Source organism: Massilia haematophila (assembly GCF_042647645.1).
GTDB lineage: Bacteria > Pseudomonadota > Gammaproteobacteria > Burkholderiales > Burkholderiaceae_D > Telluria > Telluria haematophila.
The window spans coordinates 43,476-62,406 of record NZ_JBHRVV010000002.1; the positions used below are offsets into that span (position 1 = coordinate 43,476).

An 18,931-nucleotide genomic window follows, 5' to 3' on the forward strand; every position below is an offset into this window, starting at 1 on the left:
GCGCCGCCTCAGCCGCCGATCGCCCTGCGCGCCAGCGCCGTGTCGTCGGAAAACAGGCCGTCGATGCCGGTCTCGAGGTAGCGGCGCATTTCAGCGATCGAGCCCGCGTCGTTGCGCGCATCCAGGCCGTCGCCGTTGCGGAAGTCGGCGGCCAGGAAGGCGTTCTCGGGCCGGAAGGTCCAGGCCACGACTTGCAGGCCGGCCCGGTGCGCGTCCGTCACCAGCGTCGTCGGCCTGGCCAGGCGCGCGTCGATCCCGAGCGGGATGATGGCGCGCGTGACCGGCGCCACCACGTCGGCGTAGGCCGCCAGCTGGCCCAGGCCGCGCGGGGTCACCATCTCGCCATAGGTCAGGCTGCCGCCCGACAGCGCCACGTCGGCCGGACGCAAGGCGTCGTTGCGTCCGCCCGCGACCACCAGCTGGGCCAGGCGCACCTGCGTCGAGCGGCCCAGCGTCTTCCTCAAGGCCTTCAGGTTGGCCGTCTCGAACGATTGCACCGTGACCGGGGCGCGACGCGTGTAGGCGTGCGCGTTCAGGGTCGCTACCAGGCGTTCTTCCAGCGCCAGGCCGGCGCCGGTGAACCAGGTCGAGTGCTTCAACTCGGGAATCAGGCCGATCGTGCGTCCGTGCACCGCCGCCTCGGCCGCAACGAAATCGATGATTTCCTCGAGGCTGACGATCTGGAACTGGCCGTCGTGGCGGGTGCCGCGCATCTTCGGCAGGCGTTCCACGGCGCGCAGCGTCTTCAGTTCGGCCAGCGTGAAGTCGGAGATGAACCAGCCCTCGTGCGCCGCGCCGTCGATCACCTTGCGCGTCTTGCGCCGGGCGAACTCGGCGCGGGTGGCGATGTCGGTGGTGTCGGTGATCGCATTTTCGTGGCGCGCCACCAGCACGCCGTCCTTCGTGCAGACCAGGTCCGGCTCGACATAGTCGGCGCCGTCCATGATCGCCCGGGCGTAGGCAGCCAGCGTGTGCTCGGGGAAGAGGGCGCTGGCGCCGCGGTGGGCGTACAAGGTGGGGGCCGCGGTGGGGGCCGCGGTGGGGGCAAGTCGCGCGGCCCCCGATTGCGCCCGCGCCAGGCCCGGGAATGCCGCCAGCGCCATGGCGCCGCCGAGGCCCTGCAGCAGGCCACGGCGCAGGCGTGCCGGGTTCGCGGGCAGGATGAGCGGCATCAGATATCCGCCTTCAGCGTGAAGAATCCCATGCGCGGCGGGATCGGATAGGTGGCATAGCTGCCGCTGGCCTGGCCCACGTTCGGCTGCAGCACGCCCTTGCGGTCGGCCAGGTTGGTGACGTTGACGCCCCAGCGCACGTTCTTCAGCAGGGTGGTCGGCAGGGGCAGCTTGCCCGAGACGTTCAGGCCGAGCAGGAAGTAGCTGCCCACGTGCAGGTCGTTGGTATAGGTTGCGTAGCGCTTGCCCACGTAGTCGCCCTGCAGCTGGATCTCGATGTCGGCGCCCGGCTTGATGGTGGCGATGAACTTGTTCATCCATTCCGGCGTGTTCGGCACAATCTTGCCGGCGGTGAGCACGGTGGCGCTGCCGGACTGGTAGTTGTCCTGGTATTCCGAGCGGTTGTACGACACCGCGTTATACAGCGAGAAGGCGCGGCCGAAGTGGAAGGTGCCGCCCAGGTCGACGCCGTCGGTCTTGACGCTGCCGACGTTCGACAGGATGGTGGTGCCGCCGGCGAACGAGGTGATGATGGGGTTCGAGCTGATCGCCAGCTGGCGGTCGCTGAAGTTCACGTGGTACAGCGCCACCTGGCCGTCGAAGCCGGTGAGCGGACCGAGATCAAACGTGCGCGAATCGCGCAGGCCGAGCTCGTAGGTGACCGAGGTTTCCGGCTTGGCGGTGGCCTTGAAATAATCGAAGGCGGCCTGCGACGACAGGCTCCAGGGCGAATTGCCGCCACCGCCATAGGTGACGAACTGGCGCATGTTCTTCTGGATGTTGGCGAAAACCTGGTCGGTGCTGGAGATGTCCCAGCGTGCGCCGACCTGCGGCAGGAACCATTTTTTGGTGGTGATCTTCCCTTCAGGCAGACCCTGCGAGCCGCCGCTCAGGGTGGCCGGCAACTGCTGCACCGGGAAGGTCCCTTCGGCGAACTGCAGGCTCGACTTGAAGCCGCCCTGCAGCGTCAGGTCCTGGCGCAGCTTCCATTCGTCCTGCAGGTGGAATTGCACGACCCGGTTGTCGATGTCGCTGCCGTACTGGGTGATGAGTGGATTCGACGGGCGCTGGTAAGGCGTGCTCGGGTTGTTGACGTCCAGCGGGTACCAGCGGCGGTAGGCGCCCGACGTGTTGTGTTCGAACCAGAGGCCGGCCTGGACCTGGTGCGCGCCCAGGTCCCAGCGCAGGGTCGAGGTCAACCCCTGGCGGTTGATCTTGTATTCGGTGGTGCGGGTCGCGTAGCCGGAATTGCCAAACACGGTTTTCAGGTCCTGGTTCGGGTAATAGGCGCGGAACAGCGCCGGCAAGCCGGCCTGGTTGATCGGGCCGGCCACCACGCCGACGCCGTCGTTGTGGTGGAAGTAGTACTGGTTGCTCCAGGTGAGGTTGTCGTTCAGGTAGGCGTCGTACTTCACGTAGGCCAGCTTGTCGGTGCGCTGGGCGTCGCTGTAATAGTTGCGGAAGTTCGCGCCCACTGCTGCCGGCGGCGCGCCGTTGGCATCCAGGTAGGCCAGTGCGGTGGCGAAGTCCGGATACAGGAAGGGGCGCGTGTAGGGCGCCGCCAGGCCGGCCTGGTGCAGGGTCGAATCCTCGTTCGGTTCGGTCTTGTCGGACCAGTCGGCAAAAATCGTCAGCTTGCCACCCTCGCCTTGGTGCACGAACTTGGCGTTGACCTGGTCGTTGCTCTGGCGGCCATTGAAATCCCAGGCCTTGGCTTCGTGGTGCAGGCCGGAGATGTAAAAGCTGTTGCCGCCGCCAAGGTCGCCCGAATCGAAGCGCACGAAGCTGCGGCTGGCCTTGTGGCTGCCCACGGTTTGCTGCAGGTTGAGGTTGCGGCGGCCTTGCGGGTCGACCGAATAGGTTTCGATGGTGCCGCCGAGGTTGCTGGTCGAGGGCGTGCCGAGGTCGCCGGCGCCGGTCGACAGCACGACGCTGCGCACGTTCTCGCTGGTGAGGGCGCGCTGCGGCGCCAGGCCGTTGTAGTTGCCGTACTGCTGGTCGCCGAGCGGCACGCCATCCATCGTGTAACCGAGCTGCTGGGCATTGAAGCCGTGCACGAACAGCGACAGGTTCTGCTCGTTGTTGCCCCAGGGGTCGGCGGTCTGGAAGCTGACGCCGGGCAGGGCTTGCAGGGCTTTCAGCGGGTTCACGCCTGGCATCACCTTCTGGATTTCGGTGCCGGACATGGCGACCGCGGAGCGTGTCTTGCGGGTCGAGATTTCGACGGTGGCGACGGAGCCGGCCGGCGTGGTGTCCTGTAGCGCAGGCGAATCAACGGCAGACGCAGCGGGGACGGCGTCGGCCGGGGCGGCCTGTGCCAGCGAGGCGCACAGGGCGCCGGCGGCAATGGCGATCAGGGAAGGGCGCAGGGTCACGGCACGGTCGAACTTCTTCATCAGCTTCATCGGATGACTTGGGACGGTTGAAAGTGATCGAAGCTTAAGCTTGCAAGATGACTAACACGTGACAATGCGATGACGACTTGATGACTCATTGATAATTGGAATCGTGCGCACGGCGTGTCATCATCCTGTCATATTGCCGGTGCAGGCTGAGGCATGGGACCCGTTCGGGTACCGGTTCTCGTCCTGGGTATGCGGGACGAGCGCGCTTCATGACCAGTGGAGATCTCTTATGAATGCACCAGCAATCGAACGGCGGTTTTCTTCCCACACCGGCGCCGGCGGCGCCCGCTATGACGCCTGCGTCGTCGAGCGTGCGCTCAAGGTCCAGCAAAGGGCTGTGGTGCAAACCAGCAGCTGAGCTAGAATTTCGCCTTTTGCCCAGAATGCGCAACCGTCCGAGCAAGAGCGCCCTATTCAAGGGCCGACACTTCGAGCAGGAGATCATCATTCTCTGCGTACGCTGGTACCTGCGCTACAAGCTCTCATATCGTGACCTGGTCGAGATGATGGCCGAGCGAGGCCTGCCGATCGCTCACACGACCATCTTGCGCTGGGTACAACGGTATGCGCCAGAGTTTGACAAACGCTGGAATCGCTTCTCGACACAAGCAGGTAATTCCTGGCGAGTGGACGAAACCTATGTCAGGATCCGCGGCCGGTGGGCTTATCTCTACCGGGCGGTCGACGCGGCAGGTAAGACCGTTGACTTCCGGCTCAGCCCACGGCGCAACGTTGCCTCGGTCAAGGCTTTCTTCCGCAAGGCCGTACGTTCTCAGGGTCGCTCACCCGAGACTATTACGCTGGATGGTTACGCAGCATCTCACCGGGCCGTCCGAGAGCTTCAGCGGCAAGGCAGGCTTGCCGAGGTGACGAAGCTTCGCTCGTCGAAATACCTGAACAATCGAATTGAGCAGGACCATCGTAATGTGAAGTCCAGGTTGGGCGTCATGCTGGGCCTGAAAAGTTTCGCTTCCGCCGGCACGACAATTCGGGGCATCGAGCTCATGCATCGGATTCGCAAAGGGCAGTTCGACCTAAGTTCCCTGTCGACTCAGGGGCGAACTACGCCTGAAATCTGGGCAGCTGTTCTGGCTGCGTGATCTACCCATCTGTGGGCCAGTTGACTTGTCCCTCGTCCATAATTTGCACCACAACCCTATAGATCAGGCAGCTATGACAGCTGCCCAGATTTCGGACGGACTTTGCCCCTGAGTGGTTAAGGCGCGCAAGTCGAACTGTCCTTTGCGAATGCGATGCATGAGTTCAATGCCTCGAATTGTCGTGGGGGCGCAAGCAAAGCTTTTGAAGCCTAACATCGGCCCTAGCCTGGACTTGACATTGCGGTGGTCCTGCTCGATGAGATTGTTCAGGTACTTCGACGAGCGAAGTTTCGTCAGCTCGGAAAGCCTGCCTTGCTGCTGAAGTTCGCGAACAGCCCGGTGGGAAGTTGCATAGCCGTCCAGTGTGATTGTCTCAGGCGACCGACCTTGCGAGCGTATTGCCTTGCGAAAGAAGGCCTTTGCCGAGGCGACGTCGCGCCGTGGGCTGAGCCGAAAGTCGACGGTTTGCCTGATGCGTCGACAGCCCGGTAGAGATATGCCCAGCGGCCGCGGATCCTGACGGAGAGTTCGTCTATTCGCCAGGATGTACCTGCAGACGCTAAAAAGCGACCCCGCCGCTCGTCGAACTCAGGCCCACAACGCTGCACCCAGCGCAGGATTGTCGTATGAGCAATCGGTAAGCCGCGCTCGGCCATCATCTCGACCAGGTCACGATACGACAGCTTGTAGCGCAGGTACCAGCGTACGCAGAGGACGATGATCTCTTATTCGAAGTGTCTGCCCTTGAACAGACGCTTTTGCTTGGATAGTCACGCATGCTGGGCAAAGTTCGTCATTGTAGCCGGGTGCAGGTTTGCACCAGAGCCGACTATTTCGTGCCGGGCCTTTGACACCTTCACTAAGATGCAGCATGTGTTGCTGGGAGACCTTTCTATTCCAGTTCGTGCCTTCGTGAGGGTCATTGCTGCACAGAATCACGCTGACCAATGGATTGCCGTTCCTTCCCTGATGATGGAGGCGGACGCATAACGCCGACCGACAACAAGGCGAACAGCGTGGACCTGGAACGTTTTGAAGCTCTGATGGCGAGTAAGTCTAGAGACGACCATGAGCTTCGGCAGCGTTGTGATCAAGGATCGGGACAGGGTCGACGAAATGGTTCTGTCGCGTTGTTGATCAAACGGCGGAAATTGGCCGAAAACGGAGCTGCGCCCCTCACACTGGACGGACCACTCCTGCCATCGCAGAAAATTGGTCGGCGAACGACATCGCCTCGGCGCCGTCGATCTCGAACTGACCTTTGCGGATCATGTGAATCAGCTCAATTCCAGCCAGCACCGAACTGGCGGACCGGAACGATTTGAAGTTGAGCATCGGCCTGGTCACCCGCTTAATAGCGCGATGGTCCTGCTCGACGATGTTGTTGAGGTATTTGACTTGGCGTACCGCAATCCGGACGTCGCGACCAGCGTTGACCTCGTCGATCGCCGCCTTATTGGCACCACTCTTGTCCATCGCGATCTTGTCGGGATTGCCGTTCGCACCCATCGCCTTGTCGAAGAAGCGCTTCGCTGCAGGCATGTCGCGCTTGGCCGTTAGCAGGAAGTCGACAGTCTTGCCCTGCTTGTCGACGGCGCGGTAGAGGTATTTCCAGACCCCTTTGACCTTGATATAGGTCTCATCCATTCGCCAGCTGCCACCGACGGGGCGCTTGTATTTCCGGGCCATCTTCTCGATGAGCGGCAGGAAACGAACCGCCCACCGGTTGATCGACGAATGGTCGACCGACACGCCGCGCTCTTCCATCATCTCCTCGAGGTGCCGGTAACTCAGCGGGTAGGCTGCATACCAACGGATGCAGACCAGGATCACGTCGATAGGAAAACGCATCCCTTTGAAGTTGAGCATATCGATTCGTCCTGGGTTCGGGCGCCGCAGTTTACCCGATTGACCCGTCGACGTTCCCTAATGCGACAGAACCCATCGTTCTGCCCAATCTCGTAAAGGGTCTGGGACTCGGTGCTTGCGGATTTAATGGTATCCGTTTCGACAATCGTCCCGGTTACTACCCATTCGTGGTAGGTATGCTTGATCCATTCTCTTACGACTGCCGTCGTAGCAGACGATGAATTGACCGCTGACATCACAATCTTGATGAACTCAAAATTTTTCTCTATCGTACAGTTGTTGCTGAGGTGCTCAAAGAGGTTAACGAGCTGTTGAAAAAACTGCACAGAAGATACGAAGCCAAGTGTCTCTACTGACACGGGCACGATCAAACCGTCCGTCGCTATATAGGCGGCAACAGTGAGATATGAAAGCGTCGGAGCCGTATCGATAAGGATTACGTCATATTGGGAGCGTAGTGGTTCAAGTGCGGTGTCCAGTACTTTCCCAAAGTCGAAGGAGACATTGTCGGCTTTGTTGTCAGCAAGATGTCGGTTGGCAGCGAAAAGTGCATGGCATGATGGGATTAAGTCGAGCCCATCCCAATATGTGGGCCTTGGCGCGTATCGAAGATCCTTCTGCTGACCATATATCACTGGCAGTACGGTCATTTGTTCGCCAATCTCGGCTTCGGGGACATATCCCATAAGCGTCGTGGCACGGGCCTGGGGATCAAGGTCAATCAAAAGCACCTTATGGCCCTGCAGGGTAAGCCCTTGGGCAAGCGCCACGACACATGTTGCCTTGCCAACATTGGCCTTGAAATTACTAATGGTGCAGATAACGCCTTTCTGGCCTTCTGGACGGGGGCGATATCGCCCATTTGCTCGCACAAACGCCCGCGCCTCGGCAAGCGTAAAGGTCCGACCACGAGAGCCACCAGGGAGGCTACCAATTGGATAGCGTTCCGTCCTGCCACGACTGCAGAGGTAATTGAGGCGAGCTCGTTCGATATGGCAGAGCTTAGCCACCGTGCTGCTGGAGAACGTGGGAGCAAACTTTCTTGGGCTTGACTCAGCTAAGTCGTCGAAAAGCTCTTTAAGTATCTCCTGTGCATGATTGGCGATAGACACGAGTCTCCCAATGTCGACGCGCGAAGGAGCTCTCTTAAGCGACTTCAAACCCATAAACTAGCATTCCTGGCAAAAGGTTAAGCTGGCCACGTAAGGGCGGCGGACCAACGACCACCCACTCACAGTTGCCTAATTGTTGAGACTAACTGCGGCTTTCGGTCTTGCACGTGCGAAAAACGCGTGCGTTAGCTGTTCCGTGCTTGGTTGCCTGCTTAGACCTGCAGGTTCAGTAGGATGGCACGTTCATCGGCGCTTTAACTTAGTCAGAGACAGACCTTCGATGATCAGGCGCCCAAGCCCCGTTAGGCACTGCAACATGTCCGCCGAAGCTGGGCAATACTAGGTCGATTAGTTGTCTGCAGTCATGGGCGGACCACGTTCGCAATCTAGGAACGAGCATGTCCACGCTAGTTAATGTTGCAAAGGTAAGCAACTCCGTCAGATCTGCCGAGACTGCGATGCTACCAATTTGGTAGCTCTTTCGCAAGCCGAACAATGGAACATCGCTCTTTTTAATTGGAAGAGACCGATGTCGGTATTCGGAAGGAGACTAAAGACTGCGCGACTTGAGGGCAAATTGTCACAAGAGCAGCTTGGTCTACTTGCTGGACTTGAGGTGGAGAGCGCAAGTGCGCGCATGAACAGATACGAACGCGGGACACGGGCTCCGACGGTCGAACTCGTGGCAAGGATTGGTTCCGTTCTCAACTTGCCCGTCGCTTACTTTTACGCTATCGATGACGATGAGGCATTCCTCATCGCTGCATTTCACAGAATGCCAACGGACAAAAAAAAGGCACTTCTGGCCACGGCGTTAGCGCTATATCCTGATAAGTCGGCTCCATGAGCGTGAAAGCTGCTCAAAGCAAACCTCAAAACAAGTAACTCGGCCTTCAGAACCGCGAGCGCATGCCTGGATTACCACGTGCGTTACTTGACAGAATCGCTTGACGGCACGTAACGGGAACTACAGCCTCCGGTTCATCGGTATTACCTTGTCGTCCGAGCTTCGCTACGCACCCATGAAACTGGTCTCTTCAAAGGTGAGGAGAGCACAGAAGCTCTGCCTTCAACCATCCGCATGAGCTTGAAGATAGCGATCACCAAGCCCACGTAACGCATTAAAAGGAAGTCAGTGACGGCAGTGACGGCGCCGACGGTTAGTGGTCATGCACTCTCGTCCGCGCGGTTGGTCCCAGTCGTGCATCGCAGGACACACAAACAAACAGTTTTGGAATCGAGAAATCGTTCGCGCGGGGATACGCCTCTACGAGTCCTTGATGCAGCCTAGTGAGTATGGCGGTATGTATCAAACGATATCGTAAACCTGAGGCTACGTGCGGTATCGCCCAACACCCGATGTGACGTTAACGCCTTTTCTATGTTCGGAAGACGGTCTGACGAAGCGCATATTTTCCGACAGAGAACATTGAAGTTTGATCTGTCGATGCTGCACTTAACGAACAGCTTCTAGAAAGGCTTTGCACGTTCTTGTTTGAACGCTCTAACCGCGAACTTGAAAGGCTCGAAATAGAGGATCGTATCCCGGCGGGCGACCTCTTTAAGGTGAGCGCAAAGCGTGGTGCGCTCTGGATCAAAAACTGGCAACACCGTTTCGGTCTTCAACGAGAAGAAGCCTTTAAGCGGCGCGATCGCCAGACGTACGATGCGAGTTAGTCGGGACACGACAGTCATTTTTTCCTCCAGTGCATGTAGCTATTTTGTCACGAGAGCTGCGTTAAGTGGTCCGGAATTCCTATTGCCATTAGCAGCCGCAAGCCTCGAAAGAACACCGTGGCAAGCACCGCGACCTGGGTCGCTGCCCAATTATTGCGCAACTGCCGGAGAGCCGCATGAATGCTAGCTCTCATGGACTTATCAGTAAGTTTATCCACGAAAAATGTGGATATCCATGACTGCACTGAGCAGTCGTTCGGGGCCTGGAGCTGTAGCGATACGCCTTGTGGCAGCAGGGTAGACCGAGACTTAGATTCTGAAATCGTCTAGCGACTTCCCGCCAGCCAATCCCTCAGCAATCCACTTTGGTTGCCGACCACGACCGGTCCACGTCTGCGCATTGTCAGCCGGGTTCTGGTACCGCGCCTGCACCTTTTTACCATTACCTTTCGACTTTGCGCCACCGTTCGCAAGCAGCTCTTCTACCGAGACACCCAAACCCTGAGCAATAGCCAGGTGAACCGCCCCGGCTTTCGAGGAGGCCGGTTGGTGTGAGTCAGGCCGGGATGGCTTGACTGCTCAGTTGCTTGTAATAGTTTGCCTCAGCTTCGGCCGGCGGTATATAGCCAAGCGGTTCCAGCAGACGATGGTGGTTGAACCAGGAAACCCATTCCAGCGTGGCCAGTTCAACGGACTCACGCGTTTTCCAGGGGGCGCGACGGTGGATCAGTTCAGCCTTGTAGAGCCCATTGATCTTCTCGGCCAAGGCATTATCGTGACTGTCGCCTTTGCTGCCCACAGAGGGCTCGATGCCGGCTTCTGCCAGGCGCTCGCTGTACTTTATCGACACGTATTGCGAGCCCCTGTCGCTATGGTGGACGAGCTCGTTTCGTTCCGGCTGACGCGCATACAGCGCCTGTTCCAGTGCGTCGAGCACGAAGTCGGTCCGCATCGAGCTGCTGACTCGCCAGCCGACGATTCGCCGGGCGAAGACGTCGATGACGAAGGCGACGTAGACAAAACCCTGCCAAGTCGAGACGTACGTGAAGTCGGAGACCCACAGCTGGTTCGGTCGCTGGGCCTTGAACTGGCGGTTGACGCGGTCGAGCGGGCATGGCGCCTTCGCGTCGGCCACAGTCGTACGCACGACCTTGCCTCGCATGACGCCACGCAGCCCGGCTTTGCGCATCAGGCGCTCCACGGTGCAGCGCGCCACGTCAGTTCCCTCACGCCGCAGTTGGCGCCAAACCTTGTCGGCCCCGTAGACCTGCAGGTTCGCCTGCCAGACCCGCTCGATGTCGACGCTCAGCACGTCGTCGCGCTGGACACGGGAATAGCGCAGTGATGGGTTGCGTTGCTGCGCAGCGTGGCGCCAGTAGCCCGACGGTGCGACCTGCATCACCTTGCAGATCGCTCGACACCGTAGGCATGGCGGTACCGGTCGATGAAAGCCCTCACGGCTTGAAGTGGCGGCCGAGCTCCGCCTGGGCGAAAAACGCACTCGCCAGGCGCACGATCTCGTTCGCCTTGCGCAGCTCGCGCACTTCCCGCTCGAGCGCCTTGACGCGCTCCTCTTCTGCGGTAGTCGGACCAGGCCGCTGGCCGGTATCGCGCTCCTGCTGGCGTACCCAGCGGCGCAGCGTCTCCGGCGTGCAGCCGATCTTGGCCGCGATCGACGTGATAGCCGCCCACTGCGACTCGTACTGGCTACCGGCTTCGCTGACCATGCGCACGGCGCGCTCGATGACTTCGGGGGAATACTTGGGTTGCTTCTTCATGACTCCATTCTCTCAAACAATGAAGCCTCTACAAAACCCGGGGCGATTCAGACCTGTTCAAGGGCCGACACTTCGAACAAGAGATCATCATCCTTTGCGTGCGCTGGTACCTGCGTTATAAGCTGTCGTACCGAGACCTGGTCGAGATGATGGCTGAGCGAGGCATGCCGATCGCTCACACAACAATCCTGCGTTGGGTTCAGCGGTACGCACCGGAGTTCGACAAACGCTGGAGCCGCTTCGCGACGTCGGCTGGCACCTCCTGGCGGGTGGACGAGACCTACGTCAGGATCCGCGGCCAGTGGGCTTATCTCTACCGGGCTGTCGACTCGACCGGCAATACCGTCGACTTCCGGCTCAGCCCGCGGCGCAACGTCGCTTCGGCCAAGGCATTCTTTCGTAAAGCCATACGTTCTCAAGGCCGGTCGCCCGAGACTATTACGCTGGACGGTTATGCCGCTTCCCACCGTGCCGTTCGCGAACTTCAAGAGCAGGGACGTCTTCCTGACTTGACGAAGCTTCGCTCGTCAAAATATCTGAACAATCTGATCGAGCAGGACCATCGCAATGTCAAATCCAGACTTGGACCGATGCTGGGGTTGAAAAGCTTCACTTCCGCTACCACGACAATACAAGGTATTGAGCTCATGCATCGCATTCGCAAAGGGCAGTTCGACCTACGAGGTCTGGGAACTCAGGGGCAAACTTCGTCCGAAATCTGGGCAGCTGTTCTGGCTGCGTAAACTCAGCCGGCGCACCGGCAGGTTGGCGTACCTTTGTCCATAATTTGCACCAGAGCCCGTTCGACGACCCAACGCCAGCGGCCAAGCCGTTCGCGTGACTCGACGCCATGTCTCGCGATGCGAGCAGAAATACCTCGTCGGCGCAGCCAGGCACGGTGCGCTCGTGATGCATAAGCACGGTCGGCGTGCAGTTTCCTCGGACGCTTACGAGCCCGGCCTGCCAACCCTTTGACGGCCGGGATTGCCTCGACGATCGGTACGAGCAGCCGGGAATCGTGAACTTGCGCTCCTGAGATCTGGGCTACCAACGGCAAGCCACGTTGATCGACCAGGATGTGGTGTTTGCAGCCAAGCTTACCCCGATCAGTAGGGTTTCGTCCGGTGTGCTCGCCGCCTCGTGGCGCAGGCACGCTGGCAGCATCGATGCACGCTCGATCCCATGCGATCTGGTCGTACTCGCGGAGACGACGCAGTATCGCCTCGTGAATACTCTGCCATACACCCGCCTGCATCCATTCGTCTAGGCGACGCCAGCAGGTCATTCCGCTACCGCATCCAAGCTCCCGCGGCAGATACTCCCAGGGTACTCCGGTCCTGAGGACGAACAGAATGCCGGTAAGTGCCGCCCGGTCAGCGATGCGTGGTCGACCTCCTCTCGGAGAGGGCCGGTGTATTGGAAGATGAGCTGCGACAAGGGTCCAGAGCTCGTCGGAAATGAGTGCTTTAGCCATGGCATCATTCCGGCTAAAAACAGGAGCTTGTGTGAATGTCAGACCGTGGCTGTGTACGCTTGAACTCGACGCGATGCGGACTTTGCGCATAAGTGGCTTTCGCTCACTCATACAGTCAAGTATGACCAATCGCGTCAAGTTTGGACGTGAGCGTCTTGATATCGACAGGCTTGACGAGGTGATGGTCGAATCCTGCAGCCAGCGATTGCTCTCGGTCTTTTTCCTGGCCATAGCCGGTAACAGCGATCAGCACCGATTTGGCGGTCTCGGGACAGGCGCGTAGCTGCTGCGCCAATTCGTTGCCATTCATTTCCGGCAGGCCGATATCAAGCAGGCACACCTGCGGGACGTCGGCCTTGGCTCGTGCCAGCGCCCGGCGCGCGTCATGCTCTACGGTTACCTGGTGACCTGACGCTTCCAGCAACATGGCTAGCATCGCCGCTGCATCCACGTTGTCGTCCACCACCATGATGCGCAGGCTCTGCGCTTGCTTCGACAGCCCGGCTTCGGCGGATTGTCCTGTTCGTAGCTTGTCTTCCTGCTGGCACAGGCGAGGCAGGCAGATGGTGAACTTGCTGCCCTTGTCGACCCCAGCGCTTTCGCACGTTACCGTACCATGGTGTAGTCCAACAAGACTCTTGACTAGCGCGAGCCCAAGGCCCAGCCCTCCAGAGGATCGGTCAGACGAGCGCTCGGCTTGCGCAAACAGGTCGAAGGCTCGCGATACCAGGTCGGGTGCCATGCCAATGCCGTTATCCGCTACCTCAATGAGTACGCGCGAGTCACGAACATCAGTCCGCAATCGGATTTTGCCGCCTTCGTACGTGTACTTGGCGGCGTTATTGAGCACGTTGGCAAGCACTTGTACCAACCGTTTCCTGTCTCCTAGTACGATCGTTGCATTCGGAGTCAGATGCACTTCCAGATGATGGCGCCGCGTACGGATCAATGGGGTGACCTGCTCCATGGCATCAGCAACGATGTGGTTGATGTCGACCGGCGCGTTGTCCAGCTCTACCAAGCCACGGGTAACCCGTGACACATCTAACAAGTCATCCACCAGGCTGGTCATATGACGTACTTGCCTGCCGATGATCTGGCTGGTGCGCTGAACACGTTCATCGTTCAGCTTCCCCAGCTGTAGCAGCTCGGCGGCAGCGATGATGGGAGCAAGCGGATTGCGCAACTCATGGGCAAGCATTGCCAGGAACTCGTCCTTTATCCGGTCAGCCTGCCGTAGGCGTTCCTCACTTTCGCGCAATGCTTCTTCATCTGCCTTGCGTTTGGTGATGTCGATGGCCGTACCGATGATGCGTACGCATTTACCCGACTCGTTAAACAGACCCCGGCCTTTTGCAGCAACCCAGCGAATGAGCTGGTCTTCCTTGCCTATCGTCCTGTATTCAGCCTCGTATTGGACGCGCAATTGCGGATCAGCAGTGTTTGCAAACGAAGTCAACGTACGCTCGCGATCGTCCGGGTGGACTCCATCGTAAAAGTCCTGCAGCGTGACCGAAGAGGCAGCCGATATCCCGAACATGGCCTTCACGCGGGGCGGCCAATACATGGTTCCGGTTTCCATGTCGACGTCCCACTCGCCGACGTCCGCCGCATCGATCGCTAGTCGCAGCTGTTCCTCGCGCTCGCTCAGCGCAGCCTCGGCCAGTTTGCGGTCGTGGACATCGGTAGATGTACCGAACCACATGACAATCTGGTCCGACTGAGGGTCTCGGTAAGGCTCCGCACGCGCCAGGAACCAGCGGTATTCGCCTGAGGCTGATCGGATACGGTGTTCGACCCCGAAATTCTTCTCGCTTCTTTTGGCAAGCTCCCACGCCTTCATGGTGATACCCTGATCGTCGGGATGTAAGAATTTCCCAGAAATCTCATCAAGTGTATTGTTGTCCGAGACGACGCCGGTATAGGCAGACCACTGCTTGTTGAAATATATGATTCGACCGCTCTCGTCAATGATCCAGACCATCTGAGGAATGGAATCGGCCATCAGCCGAAAGCGAAGTTCGCTTGCACGGAGTTTTTCTTCCGTTAAGCGTTGCGCTTCGGTTCGTGCCATCACACGTTGCTCGAGTGTGTCGTTCGCTTCTCGCAGACGCCTGTTTGCAATCTCGATTTCAATTGCTTGATCGTCGATCTTGCATACCATGCGAGCGGTATTGTCTTTCGCCCTGACAAATTCGGTAACGTCTTCGACGCGGTGAATGATGTGTGTTACCTCCCCGTCGGCACCAAAAACCGGGGTGTTAATCGGGATCCAATAGCGCTCCTCGAAACATGTGCCATGCGGCCCTGGCACCCGAATGTCATATTTTTGGATAGCCATCGTGTCTGCAGACCTGGTTTGCAACACGCGCAGGAGCGACGCCTCCAGCTTTTCAACGCCGTTAGCGGCTGAGTCCGCAGGGTTGTCGGGAAAAACCTCGAACATACCCTTGCCGAGGATATCTTCACGGACTGTACTGGTCGCACGGAGATAAGCACGGTTGACTGAAACAATACGGAGGTCTGATGACAGCACCAGATAAGGAGATGGTGTGGCGTCGAATAGCGCGCTGAAATCCGGTTCAGTTGCTGCTGGGGAACGCAAGTTCGTTTCCATGTTCACGATGTCTGTGCTATGAGCCATAAGTGCCCATACTACAGGCAGTCCGCGTGGCTCTGGTGCAAATTATGGACAAAGGTACGCCAACCTGCCGGTGCGCCGGCTGAGTTTACGCAGCCAGAACAGCTGCCCAGATTTCGGACGAAGTTTGCCCCTGAGTTCCCAGACCTCGTAGGTCGAACTGCCCTTTGCGAATGCGATGCATGAGCTCAATACCTTGTATTGTCGTGGTAGCGGAAGTGAAGCTTTTCAACCCCAGCATCGGTCCAAGTCTGGATTTGACATTGCGATGGTCCTGCTCGATCAGATTGTTCAGATATTTTGACGAGCGAAGCTTCGTCAAGTCAGGAAGACGTCCCTGCTCTTGAAGTTCGCGAACGGCACGGTGGGAAGCGGCATAACCGTCCAGCGTAATAGTCTCGGGCGACCGGCCTTGAGAACGTATGGCTTTACGAAAGAATGCCTTGGCCGAAGCGACGTTGCGCCGCGGGCTGAGCCGGAAGTCGACGGTATTGCCGGTCGAGTCGACAGCCCGGTAGAGATAAGCCCACTGGCCGCGGATCCTGACGTAGGTCTCGTCCACCCGCCAGGAGGTGCCAGCCGACGTCGCGAAGCGGCTCCAGCGTTTGTCGAACTCCGGTGCGTACCGCTGAACCCAACGCAGGATTGTCGTGTGAGCGATCGGCAGGCCTCGCTCAGCCATCATCTCGACCAGGTCTCGGTACGACAGCTTATAACGCAGGTACCAGCGCACGCAAAGGATGATGATCTCTTGTTCGAAGTGTCGGCCCTTGAACAGGTCGCTCGTGCTCGCGTGACTACGCATGTCAGGCAAAGGCCGTCATTCTAGCTGAGCTGCAGGTTTGCACCAGAGCCGCCTGGATCAGGATGTCGAGCGCCTTTGCCGTGATCGCGCCGCCTTGGCGGGCTCCCTGCAGGATGCTGGCGATATGCGGGTTGTGCTCGATGGCCCGTTCGACCAGCCTGTTCCGCATGTCGATGAGCCAGCGCTCCAGGCCCTGTTCGAGCTGGGGGCTGTCTTCGCTGTAGTAGAGGTCAGCGATGCGCTGCAGCGGAATTTTGAGGCAGTAGGCACGCAGGGCCGTATAGTCGGCCCGGTCGTAGGTCAGTTCGGGCAGTTCGACGTCGGTGTGCTGCGTCATGCCACCACCATGAAGGCGATGAGCGGGAGCGCAGTGTGACCGCCAAGCGGTGCGCGTGTGCCGGTCCGGGTTTGTATGAACATGCGGATGGTCAGTATCAGACTGTTTGGGGCAGTACAAACTGCCGGGATACCTCATCCTAAACCTGTTTCACGACCAAAACAAGCAAAAAAGCTTCAATGATAATACCAATTATCACCTAAGCCCAACTCGAGAATTTTTGGCAAGATGTCTGCAATATCACCGGACACCGCCACCAAACGGTTTTTTTCGAGAACGTTTCGTCGTCAGTCGACCCGTGCGTTGAAGATCGCTCACGTGGATCGATGATGTAGCGCTAAACGCATGATCACTGCGCTTTCTCGTGCCGCCTGCCGCGGTCAGACTTCAATCAGCACCACACGGAACGCCAGTTGCTAGCTGCGCTCATATGAGCTATTCTGTAGTCTCAAAGGAGCCAAACATGACTACTCGATCTGCGATCGGCAAGCCTGCCGCCAAGCGCTCAGCGCCGCCGGCGGTAGCAAAAGCTGCAGCGACGCCGGCAGCCCGGAAAACGGCGCGTACGGTGACTGTGTTCAGCCTCAAGGGGGACGCAAAAACCGGACAGTTAACTTCCTGGTACAAAATGGACATTGCCGACAAAATCCACGTTATCCGGTCGGGCGTACCCGCGCAGCGCGTAGGAGAACTGTCTTCGGTTATGAACATGCCGAAAGAAGCGTTGATGGATTCGCTGGGCCTTTCCCGGGCCACTATCAATCGCAAGGTGCAGCGCGAGCAGCGGCTGTCTCCAGACGAGACCGAACGCGTAATGGGAATGCAAGCGCTGATCGGCCAGGTGCAGGCAATGATCGACACAGAGAGTACGCCAGAATTTGACGCCGCGAAGTGGTTGGCAGGCTGGTTAGCAGCTCCCCTGCCCGCGCTGGGCGGCGCCACGCCCGCGAGCTTCATGGACACGGTCGAGGGCCAGAAGTACGTTGGCAATCTCCTGGAGATGGTGCAGAGCGGAGCGTACGCATGACGGTGTCGCTTTGGCGCATCGCAGCCACCACACCAAAGTATGTTGCCGATGATATGTCCGGTACGGGCGCAAAGAACACGGGCGGGCGTTGGAACCCGGTGGGCATGGCCGTCACGTACAGCTCAGAGAGTATTGCGCTGGCCGTACACGAGACGGTCGTGCACCTGCGCAGCGGCGGTTTGCCATTGAACCGCTACTTGGTGCGCATCGATGTGCCGGACGATGTGTGGACCGCGCGCCAAGTGCTGACACCGCCGATTGGCTGGGACGCGCTACCTGCGGGCATGGCCAGCGTACAGACGGGCGAGGCCTGGCTGCTGAGCAAGGCATCCGCGCTGGCGGTGGTTCCTTCGGTGATTGTGCCCGAGGAATTCAACGTGCTGATCAACCCGCTGCATCCGGACGCGACGCGCATTGTGGCCACGGCCGTGCGCAAGTGGCACTATGACCCACGCTACTTCTGAGCAGCGGCAGGAAGTCGGAACGGCCGATGGCCTGCTTGGCACAAAGAAGACTTGGGGATGTCCGCCTTTCTCCCCTGATGTGTTCTGTGGGCTGTGGTGCGAATTATGGATTAGAGACGAGCTGACTTGGGCGCCGTCCTACGAGCTCAGCCAGCCAGGACGGCATTGTCAAGTTGCTGGAATCCGCCACTGCTTCCTAAAATGGAGGCTGTGGTGCAAACTGCCGCTGGGCTAGAATGACGGTCTTTGCCCATCTTCGTTTCGGACGTTCGCCTTGGTGCTACTGCAGCAGTCTCCGTACTGATGCATGAGGTGCCTCATCACATAGGTGATTTGGTTATATTGCGTCAAAACAATCATCGCAGGGCGGCACTGAGGAAACTCTTCATGGCTGGATCCATGACAGCTGTGGGTGGCGTTAGCGGATTCATGCTGGCGGGAAGTCTGCAGCATTGGCAGCCATTTCTAATGGCCGTAGCTGGGAGCAGTTTTATCTTCGTAGCCCTTTCGGACTTGATCCCTCAATTGCAGCAACGCCGATCAACCAAGGAGACCACGATGCAGGTAGTCTGGTTGCTTATCGGCATCCTATCAGTAGTGTTGGTGAATGGAATGCCTCATGAACGTGTCTCTTGAGTGGCAGATTTGAGAGGCGGCTGACGTGGATTTCTAAAATTTAACGAGGTGAAAAAAACACAAATTTCAGCAAAAAATCGGTTGCTTATACTATAGGGCAGTATGGTATAGTGGGGACGCTTAACTAGTAGAGAGGTGTTCGATGCCACATAGTCCGGAAGAAAAGAAACAAGCCCTCACGCGTATCAGGCGTATCAAAGGACAGGTAGCTACTCTTGAACAAGCACTTGATGCAGGTGCTGATTGCCCTGCGATTCTTCAGCAGCTCGCGGCAGTCCGCGGAGCGGTTAACGGCTTGATGGCCACGGTCTTGGAAAGCTATCTGCGAGAAGAATTTCCGAATAGCGAGATCAGAAGTGATTCGCAGAACAAGTCCATTGACGAAACAATCTCTATCGTCCGGTCGTACCTGCGTTAGAGAGATGAAGTGCCCT

At 58.6% G+C, this 18,931-nt stretch carries 17 protein-coding genes, 3 pseudogenes and 1 other annotated feature; of the genes and pseudogenes, 8 read left to right on the top strand and 12 right to left on the bottom strand.

From position 1 onward, the window contains the following. Nucleotides 1-8: 8 nt before the first annotated feature. Both ACFOPH_RS25015 and ACFOPH_RS25020 read right to left on the bottom strand, forming a co-directional pair. Nucleotides 9-1,172: a glycerophosphodiester phosphodiesterase family protein gene (locus ACFOPH_RS25015; protein ID WP_379738087.1), complete on the bottom strand. Its 1,164-nt coding sequence runs from the start codon at nt 1,170-1,172 to the stop codon at nt 9-11. Further along, nucleotides 1,172-3,568: a TonB-dependent receptor gene (locus tag ACFOPH_RS25020; protein WP_379738089.1), complete on the bottom strand. Its 2,397-nt coding sequence runs from the start codon at nt 3,566-3,568 to the stop codon at nt 1,172-1,174. The genes ACFOPH_RS25015 and ACFOPH_RS25020 overlap by 1 nt, the downstream gene beginning before the upstream one ends. 238 nt (nt 3,569-3,806) lie before the next feature. Between ACFOPH_RS25020 and ACFOPH_RS25025 the strand changes: the two genes are divergently transcribed. Both ACFOPH_RS25025 and ACFOPH_RS25030 read left to right on the top strand, forming a co-directional pair. Further along, on the top strand, nt 3,807-3,935 hold the full coding sequence (locus ACFOPH_RS25025; RefSeq protein WP_379738091.1) for a hypothetical protein: 129 nt from the start codon (nt 3,807-3,809) through the stop codon (nt 3,933-3,935). Nucleotides 3,936-3,960: 25 nt separating this feature from the next. Next, nucleotides 3,961-4,677 carry an IS6 family transposase gene (locus ACFOPH_RS25030; protein ID WP_379738093.1) on the top strand — a complete coding sequence of 239 codons (717 nt, stop codon included), beginning with the start codon at nt 3,961-3,963 and terminating at the stop codon, nt 4,675-4,677. Between the two features lie 63 nt (nt 4,678-4,740). On the opposite strand, the pseudogene ACFOPH_RS25035 reads toward ACFOPH_RS25030, so the two are convergent. From ACFOPH_RS25035 to ACFOPH_RS25045, 3 genes and pseudogenes are all read right to left on the bottom strand, one after another. Continuing rightward, nucleotides 4,741-5,399, bottom strand: a pseudogene (locus tag ACFOPH_RS25035) (IS6 family transposase). A gap of 454 nt (nt 5,400-5,853) precedes the next feature. Beyond that, nucleotides 5,854-6,546: an IS6 family transposase gene (locus ACFOPH_RS25040; protein ID WP_379738095.1), complete on the bottom strand. Its 693-nt coding sequence runs from the start codon at nt 6,544-6,546 to the stop codon at nt 5,854-5,856. Next, on the bottom strand, nt 6,507-7,658 hold the full coding sequence (locus ACFOPH_RS25045) for a ParA family protein (RefSeq protein WP_379738097.1): 1,152 nt from the start codon (nt 7,656-7,658) through the stop codon (nt 6,507-6,509). The genes ACFOPH_RS25040 and ACFOPH_RS25045 overlap by 40 nt, the downstream gene beginning before the upstream one ends. A 529-nt stretch (nt 7,659-8,187) precedes the next feature. Here ACFOPH_RS25045 and ACFOPH_RS25050 point away from each other — a divergent pair. Further along, nucleotides 8,188-8,505 (top strand): helix-turn-helix domain-containing protein, encoded by a 318-nt coding sequence (locus tag ACFOPH_RS25050; protein WP_379738099.1) that lies wholly within the window; start codon nt 8,188-8,190, stop codon nt 8,503-8,505. Nucleotides 8,506-9,128: 623 nt separating this feature from the next. On the opposite strand, the gene ACFOPH_RS25055 is transcribed toward ACFOPH_RS25050, so the two are convergent. The 3 genes and pseudogenes from ACFOPH_RS25055 to ACFOPH_RS25065 form a co-directional block, all read right to left on the bottom strand. After that, nucleotides 9,129-9,353: a hypothetical protein gene (locus ACFOPH_RS25055; protein ID WP_379738101.1), complete on the bottom strand. Its 225-nt coding sequence runs from the start codon at nt 9,351-9,353 to the stop codon at nt 9,129-9,131. A gap of 291 nt (nt 9,354-9,644) precedes the next feature. Further along, nucleotides 9,645-9,767, bottom strand: coding sequence for an H-NS histone family protein (locus ACFOPH_RS25060; RefSeq protein WP_379738196.1), 123 nt, complete (start codon nt 9,765-9,767; stop codon nt 9,645-9,647). Nucleotides 9,768-9,891: 124 nt separating this feature from the next. Further along, a pseudogene (locus tag ACFOPH_RS25065) lies at nt 9,892-11,113 on the bottom strand (IS3 family transposase). After that, nucleotides 10,720-10,835: a sequence feature (AL1L pseudoknot), on the bottom strand. It overlaps the preceding pseudogene by 116 nt. Nucleotides 11,114-11,166: 53 nt before the next feature. Here ACFOPH_RS25065 and ACFOPH_RS25070 point away from each other — a divergent pair. Continuing rightward, a complete protein-coding gene (locus ACFOPH_RS25070; protein WP_379738198.1) occupies nt 11,167-11,856 on the top strand; it encodes an IS6 family transposase in 690 nt (229 codons plus the stop codon). A 50-nt stretch (nt 11,857-11,906) separates the two neighbouring features. Here ACFOPH_RS25070 and ACFOPH_RS25075 read toward each other — a convergent pair. The 4 genes and pseudogenes from ACFOPH_RS25075 to ACFOPH_RS25090 all read right to left on the bottom strand — a co-directional run. Beyond that, nucleotides 11,907-12,587: pseudogene (locus ACFOPH_RS25075) on the bottom strand (IS5 family transposase); the annotation flags it as partial. 115 nt (nt 12,588-12,702) lie between these two features. Continuing rightward, nucleotides 12,703-15,192: a hybrid sensor histidine kinase/response regulator gene (locus ACFOPH_RS25080; protein WP_379738103.1), complete on the bottom strand. Its 2,490-nt coding sequence runs from the start codon at nt 15,190-15,192 to the stop codon at nt 12,703-12,705. A gap of 124 nt (nt 15,193-15,316) precedes the next feature. Then, nucleotides 15,317-16,033 (bottom strand): IS6 family transposase, encoded by a 717-nt coding sequence (locus ACFOPH_RS25085; protein WP_379738200.1) that lies wholly within the window; start codon nt 16,031-16,033, stop codon nt 15,317-15,319. A 1-nt stretch (nt 16,034) separates the two neighbouring features. Continuing rightward, on the bottom strand, nt 16,035-16,370 hold the full coding sequence (locus ACFOPH_RS25090; RefSeq protein ID WP_379738105.1) for a hypothetical protein: 336 nt from the start codon (nt 16,368-16,370) through the stop codon (nt 16,035-16,037). Between the two features lie 463 nt (nt 16,371-16,833). Between ACFOPH_RS25090 and ACFOPH_RS25095 the strand changes: the two genes are divergently transcribed. The 4 genes from ACFOPH_RS25095 (at nt 16,834) to frmR (ending at nt 18,915) form a co-directional block, all read left to right on the top strand. Continuing rightward, nucleotides 16,834-17,397, top strand: coding sequence for an antitoxin Xre-like helix-turn-helix domain-containing protein (locus ACFOPH_RS25095; protein WP_379738107.1), 564 nt, complete (start codon nt 16,834-16,836; stop codon nt 17,395-17,397). After that, nucleotides 17,394-17,861, top strand: a complete 468-nt coding sequence (locus tag ACFOPH_RS25100; RefSeq protein WP_379738109.1) for an RES family NAD+ phosphorylase — start codon at nt 17,394-17,396, stop codon at nt 17,859-17,861. The genes ACFOPH_RS25095 and ACFOPH_RS25100 overlap by 4 nt, the downstream gene beginning before the upstream one ends. 246 nt (nt 17,862-18,107) lie before the next feature. After that, the gene (locus ACFOPH_RS25105) at nt 18,108-18,497 is read left to right on the top strand and encodes a ZIP family metal transporter (RefSeq protein ID WP_379738111.1); all 390 of its coding nucleotides are present in this window, start codon (nt 18,108-18,110) and stop codon (nt 18,495-18,497) included. Between the two features lie 142 nt (nt 18,498-18,639). Next, a complete protein-coding gene (frmR, locus tag ACFOPH_RS25110) occupies nt 18,640-18,915 on the top strand; it encodes a formaldehyde-responsive transcriptional repressor FrmR (RefSeq protein ID WP_258848425.1) in 276 nt (91 codons plus the stop codon). Nucleotides 18,916-18,931: the final 16 nt, after the last annotated feature.

Bases quoted from the DNA above. Each gene is read 5' to 3' on its own strand.
- ACFOPH_RS25015 (WP_379738087.1), bottom strand. From the start codon at position 1,172: ATGCCGCTCATCCTGCCCGCGAACCCGGCACGCCTGCGCCGTGGCCTG.
- ACFOPH_RS25020 (WP_379738089.1), bottom strand. From the start codon at position 3,568: ATGAAGAAGTTCGACCGTGCCGTGACCCTGCGCCCTTCCCTGATCGCC.
- ACFOPH_RS25025 (WP_379738091.1), top strand. From the start codon at position 3,807: ATGAATGCACCAGCAATCGAACGGCGGTTTTCTTCCCACACCGGCGCC.
- ACFOPH_RS25030 (WP_379738093.1), top strand. From the start codon at position 3,961: ATGCGCAACCGTCCGAGCAAGAGCGCCCTATTCAAGGGCCGACACTTC.
- ACFOPH_RS25040 (WP_379738095.1), bottom strand. From the start codon at position 6,546: ATGCTCAACTTCAAAGGGATGCGTTTTCCTATCGACGTGATCCTGGTC.
- ACFOPH_RS25050 (WP_379738099.1), top strand. From the start codon at position 8,188: ATGTCGGTATTCGGAAGGAGACTAAAGACTGCGCGACTTGAGGGCAAA.
- ACFOPH_RS25055 (WP_379738101.1), bottom strand. From the start codon at position 9,353: ATGACTGTCGTGTCCCGACTAACTCGCATCGTACGTCTGGCGATCGCG.
- ACFOPH_RS25085 (WP_379738200.1), bottom strand. From the start codon at position 16,033: ATGCGTAGTCACGCGAGCACGAGCGACCTGTTCAAGGGCCGACACTTC.
- ACFOPH_RS25090 (WP_379738105.1), bottom strand. From the start codon at position 16,370: ATGACGCAGCACACCGACGTCGAACTGCCCGAACTGACCTACGACCGG.
- ACFOPH_RS25095 (WP_379738107.1), top strand. From the start codon at position 16,834: ATGACTACTCGATCTGCGATCGGCAAGCCTGCCGCCAAGCGCTCAGCG.
- ACFOPH_RS25100 (WP_379738109.1), top strand. From the start codon at position 17,394: ATGACGGTGTCGCTTTGGCGCATCGCAGCCACCACACCAAAGTATGTT.
- frmR (WP_258848425.1), top strand. From the start codon at position 18,640: ATGCCACATAGTCCGGAAGAAAAGAAACAAGCCCTCACGCGTATCAGG.